The 23,081-nt window shown below is 64.0% G+C and carries 17 protein-coding genes; 12 read left to right on the top strand and 5 right to left on the bottom strand.

Features of this window, described 5'->3' with window-relative positions; translation table 11 throughout:
* Positions 1-12: 12 nt before the first annotated feature.
* The 10 genes from PIN31009_RS25945 to PIN31009_RS25900 all read left to right on the top strand — a co-directional run bounded on the left by PIN31009_RS25945 (position 13) and on the right by PIN31009_RS25900 (position 14,921).
* Positions 13-1,086 carry an HlyD family secretion protein gene (locus PIN31009_RS25945; RefSeq protein ID WP_150686572.1) on the top strand — a complete coding sequence of 358 codons (1,074 nt, stop codon included), beginning with the start codon at positions 13-15 and terminating at the stop codon, positions 1,084-1,086.
* 10 nt (positions 1,087-1,096) lie between these two features.
* Entirely contained in the window at positions 1,097-3,892 is a 2,796-nt protein-coding gene (gene rbbA / locus PIN31009_RS25940) for a ribosome-associated ATPase/putative transporter RbbA (protein ID WP_174997400.1), read from the top strand.
* Positions 3,889-5,148: an ABC transporter permease gene (locus PIN31009_RS25935; RefSeq protein WP_246185861.1), complete on the top strand. Its 1,260-nt coding sequence runs from the start codon at positions 3,889-3,891 to the stop codon at positions 5,146-5,148. The genes rbbA and PIN31009_RS25935 overlap by 4 nt, the downstream gene beginning before the upstream one ends.
* Positions 5,149-5,253: 105 nt before the next feature.
* The gene (locus PIN31009_RS25930; protein WP_217426842.1) at positions 5,254-7,662 is read left to right on the top strand and encodes a DUF3141 domain-containing protein; all 2,409 of its coding nucleotides are present in this window, start codon (positions 5,254-5,256) and stop codon (positions 7,660-7,662) included.
* 372 nt (positions 7,663-8,034) lie between these two features.
* Entirely contained in the window at positions 8,035-8,622 is a 588-nt protein-coding gene (locus PIN31009_RS25925; protein ID WP_150686573.1) for an anthranilate synthase component II, read from the top strand.
* A 139-nt stretch (positions 8,623-8,761) separates the two neighbouring features.
* Entirely contained in the window at positions 8,762-9,790 is a 1,029-nt protein-coding gene (gene trpD / locus PIN31009_RS25920) for an anthranilate phosphoribosyltransferase (RefSeq protein ID WP_150686574.1), read from the top strand.
* 71 nt (positions 9,791-9,861) lie between these two features.
* Complete coding sequence (gene trpC / locus PIN31009_RS25915) at positions 9,862-10,674, top strand: indole-3-glycerol phosphate synthase TrpC (protein ID WP_087686197.1); 813 nt, start codon at positions 9,862-9,864, stop codon at positions 10,672-10,674.
* A gap of 14 nt (positions 10,675-10,688) precedes the next feature.
* Positions 10,689-11,384, top strand: a complete 696-nt coding sequence (locus PIN31009_RS25910) for a CYTH domain-containing protein (protein ID WP_087722389.1) — start codon at positions 10,689-10,691, stop codon at positions 11,382-11,384.
* 100 nt (positions 11,385-11,484) lie between these two features.
* The gene (locus tag PIN31009_RS25905; RefSeq protein WP_150791982.1) at positions 11,485-12,375 is read left to right on the top strand and encodes a uracil-DNA glycosylase; all 891 of its coding nucleotides are present in this window, start codon (positions 11,485-11,487) and stop codon (positions 12,373-12,375) included.
* 275 nt (positions 12,376-12,650) lie between these two features.
* On the top strand, positions 12,651-14,921 hold the full coding sequence (locus tag PIN31009_RS25900; protein ID WP_150791981.1) for a TonB-dependent receptor: 2,271 nt from the start codon (positions 12,651-12,653) through the stop codon (positions 14,919-14,921).
* A gap of 134 nt (positions 14,922-15,055) precedes the next feature.
* Here the strand turns inward: PIN31009_RS25900 and PIN31009_RS25895 are convergent, their stop codons facing one another.
* A complete protein-coding gene (locus PIN31009_RS25895; RefSeq protein ID WP_150791980.1) occupies positions 15,056-16,048 on the bottom strand; it encodes a pirin-like C-terminal cupin domain-containing protein in 993 nt (330 codons plus the stop codon).
* Positions 16,049-16,202: 154 nt separating this feature from the next.
* Entirely contained in the window at positions 16,203-16,802 is a 600-nt protein-coding gene (locus PIN31009_RS25890; RefSeq protein ID WP_058376229.1) for an FMN-dependent NADH-azoreductase, read from the bottom strand.
* 256 nt (positions 16,803-17,058) lie between these two features.
* Here PIN31009_RS25890 and PIN31009_RS25885 point away from each other — a divergent pair, with 256 nt between their 5' ends.
* Positions 17,059-18,009, top strand: coding sequence for a LysR family transcriptional regulator (locus PIN31009_RS25885; protein WP_150791979.1), 951 nt, complete (start codon positions 17,059-17,061; stop codon positions 18,007-18,009).
* A 54-nt stretch (positions 18,010-18,063) separates the two neighbouring features.
* On the opposite strand, the gene PIN31009_RS25880 is transcribed toward PIN31009_RS25885, so the two are convergent.
* From PIN31009_RS25880 to PIN31009_RS25870, 3 genes are all read right to left on the bottom strand, one after another.
* On the bottom strand, positions 18,064-19,869 hold the full coding sequence (locus tag PIN31009_RS25880; RefSeq protein ID WP_150791978.1) for a M61 family metallopeptidase: 1,806 nt from the start codon (positions 19,867-19,869) through the stop codon (positions 18,064-18,066).
* A gap of 41 nt (positions 19,870-19,910) precedes the next feature.
* Positions 19,911-20,663: a DsbC family protein gene (locus PIN31009_RS25875; protein ID WP_087686203.1), complete on the bottom strand. Its 753-nt coding sequence runs from the start codon at positions 20,661-20,663 to the stop codon at positions 19,911-19,913.
* A gap of 132 nt (positions 20,664-20,795) precedes the next feature.
* Positions 20,796-21,995: a UbiH/UbiF family hydroxylase gene (locus PIN31009_RS25870; protein WP_150791977.1), complete on the bottom strand. Its 1,200-nt coding sequence runs from the start codon at positions 21,993-21,995 to the stop codon at positions 20,796-20,798.
* Between the two features lie 194 nt (positions 21,996-22,189).
* On the opposite strand from PIN31009_RS25870, the gene ypfJ reads away from it, so the two are divergent.
* The gene (gene ypfJ / locus PIN31009_RS25865) at positions 22,190-23,077 is read left to right on the top strand and encodes a KPN_02809 family neutral zinc metallopeptidase (RefSeq protein WP_150686583.1); all 888 of its coding nucleotides are present in this window, start codon (positions 22,190-22,192) and stop codon (positions 23,075-23,077) included.
* Positions 23,078-23,081 lie beyond the last annotated feature (4 nt).

The following is a 23,081-nucleotide window of genomic DNA, read 5'->3' as shown; positions in this document are numbered from 1 at the left end:
AGGTCAACGAACATGACGCTTCCGAACGCCAAGAAACTGGTTCCCGCACTGATCGTGCTGGTCGTCATCGGCTTGGGCTGGTACGGATGGAAGACCTATAGCCACACCGGCCCGGGGGCAGGCTTTGCCAGCGGCAACGGACGTATCGAAGCCACCGAAGTCGACGTCGCCACCAAGCTCGGCGGGCGCGTGCTGGATATCTACGTGAGGGAAGGCGACTTCGTCAAAGCGGGGCAAGTGCTCGCCAAGATGCAGATCGACACGCTCAACGCGCAGCGTGACGAAGCGCGTGCGCAGTATCAGCAGGCCGTCACCAACGTCGCCGCCATTCAGGCGCAAGCCGCGGCCCGAGTGTCGGACAAGGCCACGGCAGAAGCCAACGCCGCCGCACGCGAAGCCGAACTCGATGCTGCCCAACGCCGTCTCGCCCGCTCGGAAACGCTCTCGAAGGAAGGCGCGTCGTCGGTGCAGGAGCTCGATGACGACCGCGCGCGCGTGCGCAGTTCGCGCGCCGCCGTGAACGCTGCACGCGCACAGATCGCCGCCGCGCAATCGGCAGTGGAAGCGGCCAACGCGCAAGTCACCGGTGCCAAATCGACCGTCGAAGCCGCGCAGGCCACCGTCAACCGCATCGAAGCCGACATCACCGACAGTGACCTGAAAGCCCCGCGAGACGGCCGCGTGCAATACCGCGTGGCGCAGCCCGGCGAAGTGCTGGCGGCCGGTGGAAAAGTACTGAATCTGGTCGATCTGTCGGACGTGTACATGACGTTCTTCCTGCCCGAAACCGTGGCCGGGCGTCTCGCCATGGGTGCCGAAGCGCGCATCATTCTCGACGCCGCGCCGCAGTTCGTCATTCCCGCGAACATCTCGTTCGTCTCGAGCACCGCGCAGTTCACACCGAAGACGGTGGAAACCGAGAGCGAGCGCCAGAAGCTGATGTTCCGCGTGCGCGCGCAAATTTCGCCCGAACTGCTGCAACAGCATCTGAAACTCGTGAAGACCGGCCTGCCCGGTGTCGCGTGGGTGAAGACCGATAGTCAGGAAGCGTGGCCGGCCCAGTTGCAGACCAAGCTGCCGCAGTGAGCGCCGCATCATGACGGCGCCCCTCCCTCCTCCTGCCGGCGGCAGCGGCAGCGGTAACGAAAGCGACAGCGCAATGCCCGTCGTGCACGTTGCGGGTGTCACGCTGCGTTACGGCCGCAAGACCGTCGCACTCGACGATGTTTCGATCGATATCCCCGCGAACCGCATGGTCGGTCTGATCGGCCCGGACGGCGTGGGCAAGTCCACGCTGCTCTCGCTGATTGCCGGCGCGCGCGCGGTACAAACGGGCACCGTGGAAGCGCTCGGCGGCGACATGGCCAGCAAGGTGCACCGTGACCTCGTGTGCCCGCGCATCGCTTACATGCCGCAGGGGCTGGGCAAGAACCTGTATCCGACGCTCTCCGTCGAAGAGAATCTGCAATTCTTCGCGCGCCTGTTCGGGCACGACGCCGCCGAGCGTCGCCGCCGCATTGACGACCTGACGCGCAGCACCGGGCTAGCCCCCTTCCTCGCACGGCCTGCGGGCAAGCTCTCGGGCGGCATGAAGCAGAAGCTCGGTCTGTGCTGCGCGCTGATTCACGATCCCGACCTGCTGATTCTCGACGAGCCGACGACCGGCGTCGATCCGCTCGCCCGCGCACAGTTCTGGGATCTGATTGCGCGCATTCGCCGCGAGCGGCCGACCATGAGCGTGATCGTCGCCACCGCCTATATGGACGAGGCGCAGCGCTTCGACTGGCTGGTGGCGATGGACGCAGGCAAAGTGCTCGCGACCGGCACGCCGGCCGAGCTGCTCGCCCGTACGCATCGCGACAATCTCGAAGCGGCGTTCATCGATCTGCTGCCCGACGACAAGAAACTCGGTTATGAGCCCGTCGTCATTCCGCCGCTGCATATCGACGAACACACCGAGATTGCCATCGAAGCCAAGGGCCTCACGATGCGCTTCGGCGATTTCGTAGCGGTCGATCATGTGGATTTCCGCATTCAGCGCGGCGAGATTTTCGGCTTTCTCGGCTCGAACGGCTGCGGCAAATCGACCACGATGAAAATGCTCACCGGCCTGCTGGAAGCCAGCGAAGGCCAAGCGTGGCTATTCGGTCGCGAGGTCAATCCGAAAGACATCGATACCCGCCGTCGCGTGGGTTACATGTCGCAGGCGTTTTCGCTCTACACCGAGCTGACCGTGCATCAGAATCTGGTGCTGCACGCGCGTTTGTTTCACGTGCCCGAGGCGGAAGTGAGCGCGCGCGTGGACGAGATGGTGCTGCGCTTCGGTCTGGCCGACGTGCTCGACGCCCTGCCCGACAGCATTCCGCTCGGCATGCGTCAGCGCCTGTCGCTCGCCGTGGCAATGGTGCATCAGCCCGAGTTGCTGATTCTCGATGAACCGACGTCCGGCGTCGATCCGGTGGCACGCGACAACTTCTGGCGCCTGCTGGTGGAGCTCTCGCGGCGCGACCGCGTGACGATCTTCATCTCCACGCACTTCATGAACGAGGCCGACCGCTGCGACCGCATCTCGCTGATGCACGCCGGGCGCGTGCTGGTCTCGGACCCGCCCGCCAAGATTACGAAAGACAAGGGCGCCGCGACGCTGGAGCAGGCGTTCATCGAATATCTCGTGGAAGCGGGCGGCGGCACGCCTGAAGCGCCCGAGTCGCCGAAGACCGAACCCGTCGCCGCAGCGCCCACTGAGACCGCACACACGCAACGCAAAGCGTTTTCGTTCGGCCGCATGATCAGCTATCTGTGGCGCGAAACGCTGGAGTTGCAGCGCGACCCGGTACGCGCCACGCTGGCGCTCGTCGGCTCGCTGGTGTTGATGCTGGTGATGGGCTACGGCATCAGCATGGACGTGGAAGACCTGCGCTACGCCGTGCTTGATCGTGACCAGACCACGCTGAGTCAGAACTACGCGCTCAATATCGCGGGCTCGCGCTACTTCATCGAGCAGCCGCCGATCGTCGACTACGACGATATGGACCGGCGCCTGCGTAACGGCGAACTGGCATTGGCGATTGAGATTCCACCGGGCTTTGCCCGCGACGTATCGCGCGGCAAGAACGTGCAGATCGGCGCGTGGATCGACGGCGCGATGCCGATGCGGGCGGAGACCGTGCAGGGTTACGTACAAGGGATGCACCAGAACTGGCTGGCCGATCAGTCGTTGCGACGCCTCGGCGTGCGCGCGAACGCCTCGCTCGACATCGAGACTCGATACCGCTACAACCCGGATGTGAAGAGTCTGCCGGCCATGGTGCCCGCCGTCATTCCGTTGTTGCTGCTGATGTTGCCGGCAATGCTCACGGCGCTGTCCGTCGTGCGCGAGAAAGAGCTCGGATCGATCCTGAATCTGTATGTCACGCCGGTCACCCGCACCGAATTTCTCATCGGCAAACAGATTCCGTACGTGGCGCTCGCCATGCTGAACTTCCTGCTCATGGCGCTGATCGCCGTGACGCTCTTCGGCGTGCCGATCAAGGGCAGCTTCTTCACGTTGCTCACAGCCATCTTCATCTTCAACGTGGTTGCCACAGGCATCGGCCTGCTCGCGTCCACCTTTACCCGCAGCCAGATCGCGGCCCTGTTCTTCACGATGATCGGCACCATGATCCCGGCGATTCAGTTCTCGGGCATGCTCACGCCGGTGCCGTCGATGGAGGGTTCGGGCCGGTTCATCGGCGAGATCTACCCGGCGACCTACATGCTGATCATCAGCCGGGGCGTCTTCAACAAGGCGCTCGGGTTTGCCGACCTCGGCAATGCCTTCTGGCCGATGCTCGTCGCCGTGCCCGTGATTCTGGGCGCCACGATCCTGCTGCTCAAGAAACAGGACAAATGATGGCGAGCCCCTCGACCCCTCAATCGCCAACGCCGCCGGCACCACCGGCACCACCGACGCCCCCGACACCTCCTGTCGCGCCAGCGAAAACCCCGGCCGGGTCTGACAAGCCGCACAACACCCACGCGTGGCGGCGGCATCTGGCCAACATCTACCGGCTTGGCGTGAAGGAGCTGTGGAGTCTGGTGCGCGACCCGATGATGCTCGTGCTCATCATCTACACGTTCACGGCCTCGGTGTATTCGTCGGCTACCGCGCAGCCCGATACGCTGCATCTGGCGCCGATCGCCATCGTCGACGAAGACGCGTCGCCGCTGTCCGCACGCATCGTCTCCGCGTTCTACCCGCCGCAGTTCACGCAGCCGCGCATGATCAGCGCGGACGCCGTGGACCGGGGCATGGACGAAGGCGCTTACACGTTTGCCCTGAACATCCCGCCCAACTTTCAGGCCGACGTGCTCGCGGGCCGTCATGCGGAAGTGCAGTTGAACGTGGACGCCACGCGCATGAGTCAGGCGTTCTCGGGCAGCGGTTACGTGCAGCAGATCGTCTCGGCGGAAGTGCGGGAATTCGTCCAGCGATACCGATCGAATGCCGAGCTGCCGGTGGAGCTGGCGTTGCGCGTGCGGTTCAACCCAACGCTGGAGCGAGCGTGGTTCGGCGCGCTCATGCAGATCATCAACAACATCACGATGCTGTCGATCATCCTGACGGGGGCTGCCCTGATTCGGGAGCGGGAGCACGGCACCATCGAGCATTTGCTCGTCATGCCGGTGACACCGACCGAGATCATGCTGGCGAAAGTCTGGTCGATGGGCATGGTGGTGCTGATCGCCGCGGCCATGTCGCTCTGGCTGATCGTGAGCGGCGCGCTGCATGTGCCGATCGGCGGGTCGGTGGCACTGTTCCTGCTGGGCGCCACGCTGCACCTGTTTGCGACCACGTCGATGGGCATCTTTCTGGCGACGCTGGCCCGCTCGATGCCGCAGTTCGGCATGTTGCTGATTCTGGTACTGCTGCCGTTGCAAATGCTCTCGGGCGGGAACACCCCGCGTGAAAGCATGCCGAAGGTGGTGCAGGACATCATGCTCGCAGCACCCACGACGCACTTCGTCGAGCTGGGGCAGGCGATCCTGTTCCGAGGCGCCGGGATCGGCGTCGTGTGGGTGCAGTTCGTGGCGCTGGCCGTGATTGGCGCCGTGTTCTTCGCCATCTCGCTGCGACGTTTTCGCCGCACGCTCAGTTCGATGGCTTGATGCTGGTAACAAGGGTCGCGCAGGTATCGCCGGGTTCTCTGGTGACACCTGCGCGTTCACAGCATCCGCCAAGCCCTGTCATGCCGGATTTGCGAGGTCATTGCCATGCCTGCCAAGTCGTCTGCCGCACTCCAACGCCGAACGTCCCGCGCGAGCGCATCAGCTGCCACCGCGTCTGCCACTTCCCCTGATATCCCATGGCTCGCCGCCAATCCGTGGCTCGACAATATGCCGTGGATGGCCGCTGCTGCCGAGTATGCCGTCGACGCGTGGCAGCGAAGCGTGCTGTACGCGGACGTGATGCGCCAGCGCGGCAATCAATATCAGGAACATCTGGCCGAGTCGGCGCCGAACGTGCTCGACTTCCCGTCGGAGGTGATTCTCGATGGCCACGATCTGCCGCGCCCGTGCAACTACTGCCTGATGCGGATTCAGCCACCCGACGATGCGCCTACGCTGCCCAACGCGCGCCCGTTCGTCGTGGTCGATCCGCGCGCGGGGCACGGGCCGGGCATCGGTGGCTTCAAGCCCGACAGTGAAATCGGTGCGGCCTTGCGGGCCGGTCATCCCTGCTATTTCGTCGGTTTTCTGCCCGACCCGGTGCCCGGCCAGACGGTCGAAGACGTGATGCATGCGGAAGCGGCATTTCTGGAGAAGGTCATCTCGATGCACCCCGAGGGTGCGGGCAAGCCGGCCGTGATCGGCAATTGTCAGGCGGGCTGGCAGGTGCTGATGACGGCAGCCATGCGCCCCGAGCTGTTCGGTCCGATCATCGTGGCCGGTGCGCCGCTCTCGTACTGGGCAGGCTGGCGCGGGCGCAATCCCATGCGCTATTCCGGCGGTCTGCTCGGCGGAAGCTGGCTCACGGCGCTCACGAGCGATCTCGGCGATGGCCGCTTCGATGGGGCGTGGCTCGTACAGAACTTCGAGAATCTCGACCCGGCCAATACGCTGTGGCGCAAGAAATACCATCTGTACGCCAACGTCGACACGGAAGCCCCGCGCTATCTCGGTTTCGAGAAGTACTGGGGCGGGCACGTGTTTCTCAACGCGGTGGAGATGCAGTACATCGTCGACAACCTGTTTGTCGGCAACCGGCTCACCAGCGCCGAGCTGATCACGAGCGACGGCATCCGGCTCGACCTGCGCAATATCCGTTCGCCGATCGTGGTGTTCTGCTCGTACGGCGACAACATCACCCCGCCGCCGCAAGCGCTCGGCTTCATCACCGATATGTATCGCGACGACGCGGAAGTGTTCAGCCACGACCAGACCATTGTGTATGCCACGCACGACAGCATCGGCCATCTGGGCATTTTCGTGTCGAGCAGCACGGGGCGTAAGGAGCACCGCAAGTTCGTCAACAACATCGATCTGATCGACGTGCTGCCGGCCGGCATCTATCAGGCGCAGATTGCCGACAAGACCGCCGATACCCCGCATCGGGAGTTGATCGACGGCGACTATGTGATGTCGATCCAGCGGCGCAGCATCGAAGACGTGCGTGCCATCGTGCAGCCGGATACCGAGAGCGACCGGCGCTTTGCGGCGGTGGCGCATCTGTCGGATATCAATCTCGGGCTGTACCGGAGCCTCGTGCAGCCGTGGGTGCAGGCGATGGTCACGCCCAACTCGGCGTACTGGATGCGCATGCTGCATCCGCTGCGCGTGAGTTACGAAATGTGGTCGGACCGCAATCCGTTTGCCGCGCCGGTTGCCGAGAAAGCCGAGCGCATTCGCGAGACCCGGCAGCCGGTGTCGCCGGACAATCCCTTCCTCGCGCTTCAGACCGCCATGTCGACGGCCATCGAGCAGTCGCTCAACTTCTATCGCGATATCCGCGACGACGGCTACGAGAAGGCTTTCGAGCTGATCTACGGCCAGCCATGGGTGCAGGCGCTCGCGGGGCTGCACGGCAGCGATGGGGCCGCGGTGCGCGTGCATCCGGGCACCTCGCCGGAGCATATTGCGTTCGTGAAAGAGGCACTGGCCAATCGTCAGCACGAACTGCATCACGGCGGCGCACTGGAGGCAGGGATTCGCGCGCTGCTGTGGGTGCATCGCCTGCATGGCGAGGCCGACGAGCGGCAGTTCAATCTGGCGCGATCGTTGCCGCGCAGCGAACGGGACATCTCCATCGAAAGTTTCCGCGAGATGATCCGCCGGCAAGCCGGTTTGCTGCGGATGTCTCCGGACGCCGCCATGAACGCCATTCCCGGCATGCTTGCGCACGCCTCGCCCGAACACATCCGTCTGGTAGCGAAGGCGGTGAAGGATCTCAGCTTCGCGGTGCCGATCGACGGCGACGAGCAAAGCGATCTGGAACGGGTTCTGGCGGTCTTCGAAGACGCTGCATTGAAGCAGGCACCGAAGCTGCAAGCGAAGCAGCAGGCGAAGCCGCAAGCGAAGCCGAAACCCGCTGCGGCGCCCCATAAGCGCACGACGGCGGTCAAGAAAAGCGCCCCGGTGGCGACGAAAGCCACAACGGCCCGTAAGCCAAAAAAGGCCACGTGAACCTCGCATTCTGCCCCCTGACCGGGGGGCAGAATCGTCGAATGTTGGGCCCTGTCTGGCGCAAATTCTTGCGAGAAATGGCCCGATCACGCGAGAAATTCGCCGTTTGACCGCTTTTTGCGACACCCCGCCCACGAGCAACGGTGGTTACTGCTACAATCGCCGTCACTATGAAGTCGATTCAGTCTTCCTCCCTCCTCTGGTCGTCCCTGACCGTCGCCCTGCGCTGGTGGCGGTAACCCGCCACGTCTATCTCATCCCCATAGCGCCCTCCCCCGCGGACCGCGAAGTCAATGTGGGGGCACGCTCAGGGGGAATTCGCAAATCTCATGCGTTCGACATTCCACTGTCACCAGACGAACAGGGACCATCATGCTGCTGATGATCGACAACTACGACTCGTTTACCTACAACATCGTCCAGTACTTCGGTGAGTTAGGCGAAGACGTGCGCGTCTTCCGTAACGACGAGATCACGCTCGACGCCATCGCCGAGCTCTCCCCCGACCGCATTTGTCTGTCGCCCGGCCCTAGCTGCCCGGCCAACGCAGGCATCACGCTCGACGTGCTCAAGCGCTTTGCGGGCGAAATTCCAATTCTCGGCGTCTGCCTCGGCCATCAGGCCATCGGCGAAGCGTTCGGCGGCAAGGTGATCCGCGCCCAGCAGATCATGCACGGCAAGGTAAGCGAGATCGAAACCACGCAACAAGGCGTGTTTGCCAATCTGCCCAAGCGTTTTACCGTCACCCGCTATCACTCGCTGGCCATCGAGCGCGACTCGCTGCCCGATTGCCTCGAAGTGACCGCATGGACCGACGACGGTGAAATCATGGGCGTGCGCCACAAGACGCTCGACGTCGAAGGCGTGCAGTTCCACCCGGAGTCGATCCTCTCGGAACATGGCCACGCCGTGCTGCGCAACTTTCTGCAAGCCGCGCCGCGTGTGGCGCAGGCCGCCTGAATTCGGCGCAGCGCTGCACCCCGAGCGATTTCGAATGACATGAGCAGGTTGTCCGGCATCGATGCCGGCACCTGACGGACAAGACAGCGGATCGCCGCGACAACCGCGCGGCCGACCCGGCAGAGGAGAGAAGTCTTCCATGATTACCCCGCAAGAAGCCCTGCAACGCACGATCGAACACCGCGAAATCTTTCACGACGAGATGCTCCATCTGATGCGTCTCATCATGAAAGGCGAGATCTCGCCGGTCATGTCGGCCGCCATCATCACCGGCCTGCGCGTGAAGAAGGAAACCATCGGCGAGATCGCCGCGGCCGCGCAAGTGATGCGTGAGTTTGCCAATCACGTCGACGCCCCGGCCGACGAGCATTTCGTCGATATCGTGGGCACCGGCGGTGACGTGTCGCACACGTTCAATATCTCCACGGCGTCCATGTTTGTCGCTGCGGGTGCCGGCGCCAAGGTCGCGAAGCACGGCAATCGCGGTGTGAGTTCGAAGTCGGGCAGCGCCGACGTGCTCGAAGCGCTGGGCGTGAACATCATGCTCTCACCCGAGCAAGTGGCCGAGTGCCTGCGTGAGGTCGGCATCGGCTTCATGTTCGCGCCGAACCACCACCCGGCGATGAAGAACGTGGCCGCCATCCGCAAGGAAATGGGCGTGCGCACGATCTTCAACATCCTCGGCCCGCTGACCAACCCAGCCGGTGCGCCGAACCAGCTGATGGGCGTGTTCCACCCCGATCTGGTCGGTATTCAGGTGCGCGTGATGCAGCGTCTGGGCGCGGAGCACGTGCTCGTCGTCTACGGCAAGGACGGCATGGACGAAGTGTCGCTGGGCGCATCCACGGTGGTGGGCGAGCTCAAGGACGGCAAGGTCACCGAGTACGAAATTCACCCGGAAGACTTCGGTTTGCAGATGGTGAGCAACCGCAGCCTGAAAGTGGGCAGCGCCGAAGAATCGAAGGCGATGCTGCTCGAAGCACTCGACGATAAGGCAGGCACCGCACGCGAGATCGTGGCGCTCAACGCGGGTACGGCGCTATATGCCGCGAATCGCGCCGCGTCCATCGGCGACGGCATCCGCATGGCACGCGAGTCCATCACGAGCGGTGCCGCGCGCGCCAAACTCGACGAATTCGTGACGTTCACGCAACGATTCAAATCGTAATCTGACGGTCTGACGTCGAACGTGTGCCTTCGACGTCAGCCCCATTATTGAAGCCCGAAATACCGATCGCTATGTCTACCGTTCTCGACAAGATTCTGGCCGTGAAGGCCGAAGAAGTTGCCGCCGCCAAGCGCGCCCGCGACCTGATCAGCCTGCGCCGCGATGCCGAAGCCACCGTGGGCGACAGCGAATTGCGCACGCGCGACTTCGTGGGCTCGCTGCGCACGAAAATCGACGGCGGGTTGTCCGGCGTGATTGCCGAAATCAAGAAAGCGAGTCCGTCGAAGGGCGTGATTCGCGAGAATTTCGTGCCGCCGGCCATCGCCGAGTCGTATCAGCGTGGCGGCGCCGCGTGTCTGTCGGTACTGACGGACGAGCAGTTCTTCCAAGGCAAGACCGAGTATCTGAAGGCCGCGCGTGCCGCCTGCGATCTGCCGGTGCTTCGCAAGGACTTCATGATCGACGCGTATCAGGTGTACGAAGCCCGCGAGATGGGGGCGGACTGCATTCTGCTGATCGCCGCTGCACTGGAACTGGCGCATATGCGTGATCTTGAAGCGCAGGCACATGAGTTGGGCATGGCGGTGCTGGTAGAAGTGCACAACGGCCGCGAGCTCGACGCAGGCCTTGAGTTGAGCACGCCGCTGCTCGGCATCAACAACCGCAATCTGCATAACTTCGAAGTCACGCTGGACACCACGCTGGGGCTGCTCAAGCACATTCCGCAGGATCGTCTGGTGGTGACGGAGTCGGGTATCCTGTCGCGTGACGACGTGACGCGCATGCGCGCGGCCAACGTCAATGCCTTTCTCGTCGGCGAAGCCTTCATGCGCGCGCCCGAGCCGGGCGATGCCCTCGCCACGCTGTTCGACATGCCGCGCTGATACAGGAGCGGCCCATGGCCATCGAACGCGAACTCAAACTTGCCCTGCCGGGCGATCTCCCCACCGCACGCGCCGACGCCCTCATCGCGCATCTCGACCACCTGCCCGGTGCCGAGGCGCGAGGCGAACGCCATCTCGTCAACCGCTATTTCGATACGCCAACGCTCGCGCTGTCGCGGGCCAAGGCGGCCTTGCGTCTGCGTTTCGTCGCGCGCGACGGTCATCCGGGGCAGTGGCTGCAAACGTTGAAATCGGTGGGTGAAGCGCGCGACGGCTTGCATGTGCGTCACGAGTGGGAACAGCCAGTCAAGGGCGAGGCGCTGGAGCTGGATGCGCTGATCGCCGCCTGCGACGTTCCGGCAACGGCGGCGATGCTGCGCGACGAAGGCGCGAGCGTGGTTGCCCAGTTCGAGACCAACTTCGTGCGGCGGTTGTGGCGCTACGTTGCGGGTGACGGGACAGCGGTGGAGATTGCCTTCGATCGTGGCGAAGTTGCCGTCGAAGCCAATGGCCAGCGCCACACGGCACCGCTGCTAGAGGTCGAGCTTGAATTGCTCGAAGCGCCCGATGACGACCGCAACGCTCAGGGCGAGCGCATTCTCTTCGCGCTGTCGCAGGACTTGCGGCAAGTGCTGCCCGAGTTGCACAGCGACGACGTGAGCAAGGCACAACGCGGCTATCGTCTGCGTCAGAAGGTGCTCGGCGGCTGAAGCCGCTGAGCGAGCGCAACCGTCGCGACGCGCTGTTGGGGGCATCGCCCGACCGGTGTCGTCCGCCTTCCGAATCCACGTATTTCCAAAGACCTACCGCATGACATCACGCGCACGAGCGAAAGCCAACGACGAGCACCAGCGTTCTCTGTTCGACGACCCCACACCGGCCACCGAGACGGCCGACGCCAACGCGGCGGTTGAAACCGGTTCGCCTGCGCGGGTGAGTGGCGCGAGTGAGACCGTGGAAGCCTCTTCTGCCGTCGCGGGGCCGCTGCAAGGCCGTGTCGAAGATCAGTTCGACGCGCTGCCGTCAGCGTGGAAAGCGCTGACCGCGCCATTCGTCGCCAGCGACGCGTACGCGCCGTTGTGCGGGTATGTCGACGCCGAAGTGGCCGCAGGCAAGACGGTCTATCCGGCCGACATTTTCCACGCGTTGCGCATGACATCGCCGCAGGACGTCAAAGTCGTGATTCTCGGACAAGACCCGTATCACGGCGACGATCACGGCATCGCACAAGCGCACGGCATGGCGTTTTCGGTGCAACGCGGGGTGCGGGTGCCGCCGTCGCTGCGCAACATCTACAAAGAAATCGAGCGCGATCTGGGCATATCGCCGCCGTCGCACGGCAATCTCGATGCGTGGGCCAAGCAAGGCGTGTTGCTGCTCAACACGACGCTGACGGTCGAAGCAGGCAATGCGGCAAGTCACGCGAAGCCGTTCAAGAAAGGCGGCTGGCAGGCGTGCACCGATACGTTACTCGGCGGTCTCGCCGCGCAACAAGGGCCGCTGGTGTTCCTGCTATGGGGCAGCCATGCGCAGGCTAAGGCCCCCCTGCTCGCGGGTCACGGCCATCTGCTGCTCGAAGCCCCGCACCCATCGCCGCTCTCGGCGCATCGGGGCTTCCTCGGCTGCGGCCATTTCAGCGCCGCCAATACCTTCCTCGAACAGCACGGCAAGACACCCATCGACTGGCGTTTGCCGGATTGAGGCTGCCGATGATCGCTTTGGCGATCATTTTCAACGTTTGGTGCCATTTTGATAGTTATCGCTATCAAAAAGCCGGACCGTGCCGGTTCAAAGTCATCACGGTTTTACCCATCGAAATATACGAATCCATAGATCCTTTCAAACGTTTACACCTTTTCTTGAACATATTAAACTTCCGGCCGCAATGAGAATTCGTCTCATTATCAACTGATAAGAATCGTGCGTTGCCCGGCCCGTCAGGCGTCCGACGGTGACGCCATAGCCGGAACACACGTATGTCTACCGCTTTCCAGACGCGCCAGCGTCTGCTCGTGACCGCCTGCGCCCTGCTCGTTGCCGGTGGCGCCCTCGCCCTCCCCGCTGCCGCACAGACCACCCAGCCCGCTCCGTCCGGCAATACGGACCCGGCCGCTGCCAGCGCCGCCCCTGCCACCGCCAACGCCAGCGCCGTCACCCTGCCGACCACGCAAGTGAACGACAGCGCCGTGCCGTCGGCCATGCAGACCAAGACGTTGCCGTCGTACAAGTTCGTCGACCCGCTGCGCGACACGCCGCGCTCGGTCACGGTCATTCCGGAAGAGCTGATCAAGCAGACAAACGCCACCACGTTCGCCGACGCGCTCAAGACGGTGCCCGGTATCACCTTCCTCGGTGGCGACGCCGCCGCGAACCCGTCGGCCGACCGCCCGGTCATTCGCGGCTTCGAATCGCGCAACTCGATCTTCGTCGACGGCATGCGTGACTCCGGTGTGCAGAACCGCGAGACGTTCGATATCGAGAACATCAGCGTCATCAAGGGCCCGGATTCGGTCTACGCCGGACGAGGCGCCGTTGGCGGCAGCATCGACATCACGACGAAAGCGCCGCGGCTGGAAGACTTCACCAACGCCAGCCTCGGCTTCGGCACCGACAGCTACAAGCGCCTGACGCTGGATGTGAACCGCCAGCTCAACGATCAGACCGCCGTGCGCTTGAATGCCATGGGCTTCGACGCCGATCAGGCCGGCCGCACCAACGTCTACAGCAAGCGTTGGGGCATCGCGCCGTCGGTGGCCTTCGGCCTGAACAGCCCGACCACCGTCACGTTCAGCTACTACCACCTGAACTCGTACGACATGCCGGACTTCAGCGCGCCGTTCCGCTCGGCAGGCGGCACGCCCGACGGCGGCTTCCAGCGCAACCAGTTCTACGGCCTGAACAATCGCGATTACCGCCGCGGCCAGACCGACACCGGCGAAATCAAGATCGAGCACCGCCTCAACGACACGTGGAAAGTGAAGAACACCACGATGGTCGGCCGCTCCACGCTCGACTACGTGGCGACGAACCCGCAGTTCCAGTCGGCCAGCTCGAACATCATTTCGCTGCAAGCCAAGAGCGGCAAGTACGCCACCAACAGCATCGCCAACCAGACCGAACTCACCGGCAAGGCCACGTTGTTCGGCTTCGAGCACACGCTCACGGGCGGTGTCGAATTCAGCAACGAACAAAGCCGCTACGAGGGCTATCTCGTCGCGGACAGCGCCGGTAACAACATCCGCTCGGGCGGCCCCTGCTCGGTGGCCTACAACTGCACGACCATCGGCGGCTGGAATCCGGACAACCCATGGACGGGCAGCCTCGTCCTCAACGGCGACAAAGCCTTCCCCGGTGCCGCAACGAACACGCGCACCGATGTGGCGTCGGCCTACCTGTTCGACAGCGTGAAGCTCTCAGAGCGCTGGCTGCTCAACGGCGGCATGCGCCTCGATCGCTTCGACGTTCACGCGGTGCAGGCCGGTGCGCCGGACCTGAAGAACATCTCGACCCTGTTCAGCTTCCAACTGGGCGTGGTGTACAAGGTGCTGCCGACACTGAGCCTGTACGCGTCGTACGGCACGTCGGCGAACCCGCCGGGTGCGAACAGCGGTCTGGGCGGGGGCACGGACCAGATTACGACGGGCAACTCGAATCTGTCGCCTGAGCGCAGCCGCAATATCGAAGTCGGCGCGAAGTGGGATGTGCTTGAGCAACGCCTGTCGCTCACCGCAGCGCTGTTCCAGACCGACAAGACCAATGCCCGCGTGAGCGATGGTCTGGGCGGCACGATCAACGCCGGCAGCCAGCGCGTGCGCGGTGCCGAACTCGGCTGGGCCGGCAACCTGACGCAACACTGGCGCGTGTTCGGCGGCTACTCGTATCTGGATGCGATCACGACCGATGCGGGTCCGAGCGCACCGGGTGCGTCGGGTCTGCCGATGGTGATGGTGCCCAAGCACAACGTCACACTGTGGACCGACTACGAAGTGCTGCCCAAGCTCACGCTCGGCGCCGGTATGACGCTCTCGAGCCTCACCTACGCGTCGGTGTCGGCCACCACGCGCAAGTGGACGCCGGGCTACGCGCGCTTCGACGCCATGGCGACATATCGCGTCTCGCGCAGCGTCGATCTGCAACTGAACGTGCAGAACATCTTCGACAAGAAGTACTACGCCAGCGCCTACCCGATCTACGCCACGTGGGCCCCGGGCCGCAGCGCTATGCTGACGCTGAACTTCCATCAGTGATGAATGGCGTGTCGTAGCGTCGCTGCGACAACGTCATGCAGGGACGTAAAAAAGGGGGATTCGGTCGCAATGGCCGAATCCCCCTTCTGCATTCCTTGGGCACTGACTTCAGTCACGCCTTCAGTCACGCCATATCAAAGCGTACCCATCGAGCCTTGCTGGTAACGCCGCATGAGGTTGATGAGATCGCCCTCGTCGCGCGCGGCAAAGTTGCCGCGAAAGACCACCGGTTCATCGAGCGGCGTACCGCCGACGAGCAGCAGGCGTGCGCCAGCGCGCCCCGCCATCTGCCATTCGCCCGGGGGCAGCAACATCGCTTCCACATCGCCGCCATCGGCACGCAACGCATGACCCGCCAGTGCCGCCTCGCCCTGCGCGATCAGCGCGATCCAGCGGCGGCCGTCGCACGGAATGGTGAAGGTACGCAGATCGTCGTCGCGCCAGTCGAGTCGCAATAACGTCGTCGGTTTTCCCTCACAGGAATGGTCACCACCGCTTTGGGGCGTTTCGTCGCTGCTTACGCGATCAGCACGATCAGCGCGATCCACTTGCCGTTCACCCCACTCGCCACAGACGAGCGTCAGATCGAGCCCGCCCGCTTGCCACTGTGGCATCGCGTCGGCGCGCACCACGGTCTGATCGGGGGCGCCATGGGCATGGCGTCCGGCGCGATTGACGACAAGACGCACACCGCGAACGGTCTTGCAAAGGTCTTCCGGCACGTCGTCATGCACGGTGCCGCAATTCGCTTCCAGCCAGAGCAGATCGCCCGGTCGCAGCGTGTCGTCACCGCCTTGCGCGTTTCGGCAGCGCATCGACGTCGTAGATTCGGGAAACAGATAGGTCGCCACGGCACATCCGGCATGCGGATGCGGTGGAATGCATGCGCCGTGACGGCGGAATACATCGACAGAGAGGAACGGATCGGTCTCGCCGGTCTGATCGAAAACACCCGCCCCCGCGGCCGCAGCACAGCGGCCGGGCCGGGAGACGGGAAGCACGCGCGGAATGACCGGCGCGTCGGCATGGGCGGCCGGGCGCTTCTTGACACGAGTCCGTAACGAAACGAGCGATTCGAGAGATTCGGGACCCGATGCGAGACCCGGGACGGAATTCGGGTTGGCCATTGGGGATTCCTGCGCATGCGGGACAACTAGCAATAAGCAACGCGGCGCGCCCGCTCGCCGGGAGAGTCCGGCGAGTCGGGCTACCTACGCAGCCCGACCGGGCGCGCCGCTTCAGTACGCCGAGTTTCAGAACGACGAAACTCAGTACGCTGAATTACAGCGCTGCGATGGCGTCGCGGGCGTTCTTGAAACCGGCAGCGGCCGATTCCGGGCCACGTGCCAGACCTTCGGCGAAGATGAACGTCACGTCCGTCATGCCCAGGAAGCCCAGAATGGCCTTCAGGTACGGGGTTTGGCTGTCGGCCGGCGTGTCCTTGTAGTTGCCGCCGCGAGCAAATGCCACCAGCACCTTCTTGCCTTGGATCAGGCCTTCCACGGTGCCGTCTTCACGGTAACGGAACGTCACGCGGGCACGGGCGATCCAGTCGAAGTACGCCTTCAGTTGCGACGGCACTTGGAAGTTGTACAGCGGCACGCCGAACACGACATAGTCGGCGGCCTGAATTTCGGCGATCAGTGCATCGCTGCGCGCGATGATGGCGTTCTGTTCCGGCGAGCGTTGGTCTTCCGGCGTGAAGAACGCGCCGATCACGGCTTCGTCCAGATGGGGCACGCCGTCGGCCAGCAGGTCGCGCACGACGACCTTGGCACCGGGGTTCTTCGCGACCAGTTGCGTCACGGTTTCGTTGGCGAGCGTGGTCGAGTTGGCACCCTGCGAGCGGGCGGCGGAATTGATTTGGAGAATCGTGGTCATTGCTGTGGCTCCTGAGCCTGGGTTCGGAAAATCCGTCCACGCAGGCCCCCTTCACCGGGGATGCCGTCAATTGCGTGTCGGCTTAGGGTGAATTCTAGTTACCCACAAAAATGAAACAAGCCGCTAAAATCGAATTGTTTGTTCCTATTTTGGAACAATGAATTTGCCCCTTCCGCGTAGCGGTTTCACGGGCGATTCATGGATGATTTAGCGGGTTTGACCAGATGCCATAAGGCGTCGCAAGGAGCGCAGTGCGATGATTGACGATCTGAACGACATGCTGATCTTCGCCGAAGTGGTGCGCTCCGGCAGCATCACCCGCGCCGGTGAACGGCTCGATCTGCCGAAGGCGACGGTCAGCCGCCGCCTGTCCCGGCTGGAGACGCGGCTCGGCACCCGGCTGCTGCACAAGACCACCCGGCGTCTTGAACTCACGGAAGTGGGCGAGGCGTATTACGAGCGTTGCCTGCCGATTCTCGAAGAGGTGGAAGAGACCCGCGATTTCGCGTCGCAGCTCTCGAATAAGCCGCGTGGACGTTTGCGCATCACCGCCCCCGCCGACTTTGCGGCGCAATGGCTGGCGCTCCCACTCGCCACGTTCTGCGCGGCGTATCCCGAAATCACCGTCGACGTCGATCTCAGCTCGCGGCAGGTCGACCTGATCGCCGAGCGTGTCGACGTGGCCATTCGTGCGGGGCAGCTCTCGGACTCCACGTTGGTAGCGCGCCCGTTGCTGATGCTCACGCGCAGCCTCTACGCCAGTCCGCTCTATCTCAGCGCCACCGGCCTGCCCGGTGTGCCGGAAGAACTTGCCGGCCACCGGTACGTGATTCTGCAAGGCGCGCGGCGGCTGTTCAATACCGACACACTGCACAAAGGGCGGCAGCGCGTGGACATCACGATGCACGGCGCGATTCAGGTCAACAGCATGGGGATGGTCAAGGAGATGGCGCTGGCGGGCAGCGGCATTGCCGCGCTGACCGACATTCTGGCCGAAGATGCGTTGCGCACCGGCCGGCTGGTCAAAGTGTTGCCCGAGTGGTCGTTACCGGCCAGTCCGGTGCATCTGGTCACGCCATCGCGCCGCTTTTTGCCGCGAAAGACGCAGGTCTTCATCGAACATATGCTGGCGGTCGCGCGGACGTGTCCCGAAGAAAACCGCGACCCGACGGTGCCGGGTCCGGCGCCTGTCGAGGCCAAGCCGTAATTCATCTCGGCGCAACACCGATCAAACCATCAGCAGGCACTGATCAAACGCAGATCAGGCACTCAGCCACTTCTCGCGGCGTTGGGCTGCGGCGCGATCGCGCGTCGCGGTGATGCGGTATTGCGTCACTTCCGGCGCATCGAGCGTGAGCGTGGCTTCGCGCAACTCGTCGCGGCGGAACGCGTGCACGCGCACCTGATCGCCCGCGCGATAGCGTTCGAGCAGCTTGTCGAGATTGCCCGTCGTCACGCGCAGACCGTCGATAGCTACGAGCGTATCGCCTGCCGACAGACCCGCCGCTTGCGCAGCGCCGCCATCGAGCACTTGCGCGAACGCGAGATCGTCACCGCGCTTGGCCGTCTTCGCGCCCAGTGAGGGGCGGCCGTGTTCCGGCGTCACCGGCGCCAGCGTCAGGCCGACGCGTTCGAGCAACGACGTGAGCGGCAAGTCGCGCGTGCCGTTGATGGCCGTCGCGAAGAACTCCGACAGATCGACACCCGACACTTCTTCAAACAACGGCTGCACTGCGTCTTCATCGATGCCGACCGGCGAGCCGCGATAGAAATCGCGCCCGTAACGCTGCCACAGCGCGCGCATGATGTCGTCGAGCGACTTCTGGCCGCGCGTCTGCGTGCGAATGGTCAGGTCGAGCGCCAGCGCGATCAGCGAGCCCTTCGTGTAGTAGCTCACGATGGCGTTCGGCGCGTTCTCGTCCTGACGGTAATACTTGGTCCATGCGTCGAACGAACTCTCGGCAACGGTCTGCTTGAGGCGGCCGCTGCCGCGCAGCACGTTGGCCACCGTCTTCGCGACCAGATCGTAATAAGCGGGCGCGTCGATCACACCACTGCGCACGAGCATCAGATCGTCGTAATACGACGTGAAGCCTTCGAACAACCACAGCAGGCGCGTGTAGTTTTCCTGATCGAGCGTATAGGGGGCAAAGGCAGCAGGCTTGATGCGCTTGACGTTCCACGTGTGGAAATACTCGTGGCTCACCAGACCGAGGAAGCCGCGATACGCGTCGCTCATCTTCGCCTGACCCTGCACCGGCAGATCGTTACGACCGGCCAGCAGCGCCGTGGATGCGCGATGCTCCAGCCCGCCATAGCCGTCGCCTACCGTCATCAGCAGGAAGACATAACGCGACATGGGCACTCGCGAGCGCGCGCTGGCCCCCGGTTCGAACAACCGGATCTGCGATTCGCAGATTTTCTTCATGTCGCGCAGCAGGCGGTCGAGATCAAGCTTCGGCACAGGGCCGGTGATCGCCACCTCGTGCGTTACGCCGCACGCCTTGAAGGTGCCGTGCACGAAGGTGCCCAGTTCCACCGGCGAATCGATGAGTTCGTCGTAATCGGTGGCGACATAGCGGCCGAAGTCGAGCGGCGCCGTCCCCTGTGCAGGTTCCAGCGCCGTCGCCACGCGCCATGCCTTGTAGGCAGCACCACGCGGACGCAGGATGTCGACTTCGCACGGCGAGTTCTCCTGCCCGTGCACGCGCAGAAACACGCTGGTGCCGTTGAAGAAGCCGTGCGTGTCGTCCAGATGCGCGGCGCGCACCGACAGATCCCACGCGTAGACCTCGTACGTCACGATCAGCGTGCCCTTGCAGGGCGCCGCCTGCCACGTGTGCTTGTCGAGCTTGTCGAGCGCCACCTTGCGGCCACGGCACGTCGCGCCGATGGTCACGATGTTGCGCGCGAACTCGCGCACCATATAGCTGCCCGGAATCCACGCCGGCAACGTGAAACGCTGGCCTTCAGGCGCAGGGCTGGAGACCGTGACGCTCACTTCGAACAAGTGAGCGGCGGGCGACTTCGGGACAATGGCGTACCGAATGGAAGGCGTAGCTTTCATGACGTGGGCGGCGCGGGCGGGCGCTTCTTATGTGGAAGGGCTTACTTGACGGTGGCGAGGGCTTTTTCGAGCTCGTCGGCAGGCACGGCGCCCGGCAGGCGGCGGCCGTCCGACAGAATGATCGTCGGCGTGCCCGTCACGTTGTAGCTGTGACCCAGCGCCACGTTCTGCTTGACCGGACCGTCGTCGCACTTGGCGCTCGGCGTGGCCGGTGCCTTCTTGTCGAGCATCCAGTCGTGCCATGCCTTGAGGCGATCGGTCGAGCACCAGATGGCCTTCGACTTGGCGTCCGAATCCGGGCCGAGCACTGGGTACAGGAAGGTATAGACGGTGATGTTGTCGATGTTCGACTTCAGGGTCTCTTCGAAGCGCTTGCAGTACGGGCAGTTCGGATCGGAGAAGACGGCGATCTTGCGGCTGCCGTTGCCCTTCACGAACTTGATGGCGCGATCGAGCGGGAGCTTCGAGAAGTCGACCTTGTTCAGCTCGGATTGACGCGCTTCCGTGAGGTTCTGACGCGTCTTGGTGTCGATCAGGTTGCCGCCCAGAATGACGTACTGCGCCTTTTCGTCGGCGTAGATGATCTCGCCGCCGACCGCCACTTCATAGAGCCCCGGCACCGGCGTGCGCGACACCGACTTCACGGGGGCATCCGAACCGAGCGTCTTTTGCACGGCGCTCTTCACGCGGTCGAGCGTCGCGTCCGGCTTGTTCTGCGCGACGGCCAGCGTGGTGACACCGGCGGCGCAAACCGCTGCGATAGCAAGCGCCGCGGCGCGATAACGTTGCAACATCGAATTTCTCCAGAAGTAGTGTCGTGCTTGATGGTGCGTATGGGGATGCAGGATGCCGGGCGCGTGCGCAGATACTTGCACTGTCCCGCGCGTCGTTTCGCCAGTTGCGAATCGACGCCGTAGACGAATGCCTTAACCCAGCGCGCGGCCGATCAGGAATTTCTTCACGAAGGGCAGCATGTTCACGCCGTCGAGCCCGGCGTTGCGCGCGAACTTCGCGAGCGGGCTGCTGGTCGAGAACAGTTTGTGCAACCCATCGGTCGTGAACGCCATGCTGCCGATATCTTCCTTGCGCGCACGCTCGTAGCGACGCAGCACGGTGGCATCGCCACAGTCGCGGAACGATTCCCGCGCAGCCACGGCGTCGCCCAGTGCGGCAACATCGCGCAAACCGAGGTTCATGCCCTGCCCGGCCAGCGGATGCACTACGTGCGCCGCGTCGCCGATCAACGCCACGCGTTGGGCAATGAGACGCTTCGCTTGCGCGAGCACCAGCGGAAACCCCTGTGCGCGGGCTGAGACCGGCGTGAGCTGGCCAAGTTCACCCTTCGAGAACGTACCGATGCGCTCGGCAAGGTCTTTGGGATCGAGCGCAAGCAACTGGCTGGCGTGCCCCTCGGCGGCCGACCAGACGAGCGAGACGTGCTGATCCGGCAACGGCAGCAGCGCGATGATCTCGCCGTCATGAAACCACTGAAACGCGGTATCGCGGTGCGATCGCTCCGCGCGGAAGTTGCACACCACACCCAATTGTTCATAAGGGCGCACCGTGCCATCGAGGCCTGCCGTGCCGCGTACCCACGAGTGCGCGCCGTCGGCCCCGACCACAAGCGATGCGCGCAGCACCTTGCCGTCGGACAAACGCACCGAGGCGGCATCCGCGTCGACTTCGAGCGCATCGGCGCGGGCGTCGACCCAATGGACTTGCGGAGAGAAGCGCAGCGCGGCGTCGAGGGCGCGTTCGAGATTCGACGATTCGGCGATCCATGCCAGTTGCGGCACGGCGGCCTGATAGGCCGAGAAGTGCAGGCTGCCGCGTTCGTCGCCGAACACTTCCATGTCGTAGACGGGATTCACGCGCGCGGGATCGACCGCCTGCCAGACACGCATGCGCTCGAAGAGGGCCTGCGAGCTGGACGAAAGCGAGTAGATGCGAGCGCCCCACAGGTCGGCGCCGGGGGCCGAAGCCGGGGCAGGCGCGGCGGCGGGCTGCGCGAGCAGTGCGACCGACAGGCGCGCTTGCGACAGCAGCAAGGCGGCGGCCTTGCCGATCAGACCACCACCGACGACGATGACGTCGTGCGTCTGGCTGGAAGTTTGGGATTGGGCCATGCGGCGAATGCAGCGCCCGCGCCATGACTGCGCGAGCCGACTGGTTCAGAAAACGAGATGGCGTATTGTCGCACGCTTGCCGCCGGGGTGACGCCCGGCCGCGCGGGGCCCGGCTGCGACCGAGCGTCGCGCCGTCGACGCCCGGCGCTATACTTCCGCGCAGGTAACGGGCATCCATGCAGGGGAGATTCAAAATGCGTCTCGACGACGAACAGGAAAGTCAGAACGTAGAAGACCGCCGGGGCAGTGGCGGCGGCTTCGGGGGACGCGCGACCATCGGGATCGGCACGATCGTGGTGGCGCTGGCGGCCTCGTACTTCTTCGGCATCGACCCTCGCGTGATCATCGAAGGCTCGCAGATGATTCAGGGGCAGACGCAGTCGCAACCCCAGCGGGCACCGGGCAATGGCACACCCGCCGCCCCCGCCAACGATCCCAAGATTGTCTTCACGCGCAAGGTGCTCGGCAACATCGAGCACACGTGGGCGAGCGTTTTCCCGGCGCAGCTGAATCGTCAGTACGTGGCGCCCAAGCTGGTGGTGTTCTCCGGGGCGACGGCCACGGCGTGCGGGACGGGGCAAACGGCCATGGGGCCGTTTTACTGTCCGGGCGACCAGAAGGTCTATATCGATCTCGAGTTTTACGACGAATTGCAGCGCAAGTTCGGCGCCGGTGGCGATTTTGCGCAGGCTTACGTGATTGCGCACGAGGTGGGCCATCACGTGCAGAACCTGCTGGGCATTTCCGAGCAGTTCGACGCAGCGCGCCGCCGGGTGAGCGAGGCGCAGGCCAATGCGCTGTCGGTGCGGCTGGAGTTGCAGGCGGACTGCTTTGCGGGGGTCTGGGCCAACAATGCGGCGAAAGCGAACCAGCAGTTGTTCGAGCCGGGCGACATTGAACAGGGGCTCAGGGCGGCGGCGGCCATTGGCGACGACCGGTTGCAGCAGCAATCGCAGGGCCGCGTGGTGCCGGAGTCGTTCACGCACGGCACGAGTGCGCAGCGGGTGTATTGGCTGCGTCAGGGATTGCAGTCGGGTGATGTGCGCAAGTGCGACACGTTCTCGGCCAAGCAACTGAGCTGAGCGC

Origin of the sequence: Pandoraea iniqua, assembly GCF_902459685.1 — a bacterium.
Taxonomy (GTDB): Bacteria; Pseudomonadota; Gammaproteobacteria; order Burkholderiales; family Burkholderiaceae; genus Pandoraea; species Pandoraea iniqua.
The sequence above is the reverse complement of the archived record's forward strand: the minus strand, read 5'-3'. Positions and strand labels throughout refer to the sequence as shown.